The sequence below is a fragment of the Virgibacillus indicus genome, assembly GCF_002266285.1.
In the GTDB taxonomy this organism is placed as follows: domain Bacteria; phylum Bacillota; class Bacilli; order Bacillales; family Amphibacillaceae; genus Virgibacillus_K; species Virgibacillus_K indicus.
Genome location: NZ_NPMS01000074.1, coordinates 1 through 385, shown reverse-complemented (window position 1 = coordinate 385; position 385 = coordinate 1). Strand labels below are relative to the sequence as shown.

Annotated in this window: 1 protein-coding gene; it reads right to left on the bottom strand. The window is 41.0% G+C overall.

Annotation, left to right across the window (positions count from 1 at the left end):
- Positions 1–2 precede the first annotated feature (2 nt).
- Positions 3–385: SufD family Fe-S cluster assembly protein (locus CIL03_RS19525; protein ID WP_206207728.1), on the bottom strand; the 383-nt coding region annotated here is incomplete at its 5' end.

The following is a 385-nucleotide window of genomic DNA, read 5'->3' as shown; positions in this document are numbered from 1 at the left end:
CATCAGTAAACTTTCCTCTCAATGATCTTCGTTAGTTGTTCTCTAACAGAAGCAATTGGTAACTTAGATACTACTGGTGCAAGGAATCCATGAATGACTAAGCGCTCTGCTTCAGTCTGTGTAATACCCCTGCTCATTAAATAATACAGTTGCATAGGATCCACGCGTCCTACAGAAGCTGCGTGTCCCGCTGTAACATCATCTTCATCAATAAATAAAATCGGGTTAGCATCTCCACGAGCTTTCTCACTTAACATGAGTACGCGCGATTCCTGCTCAGCATTGGATCTTGTTGCACCATGCTCAATTTTACCGATCGCATTAAAAATGGATGTTGCTTTTTCTTTCATTACACCGTGCTGTAAAATATGACCATGTGTATCTT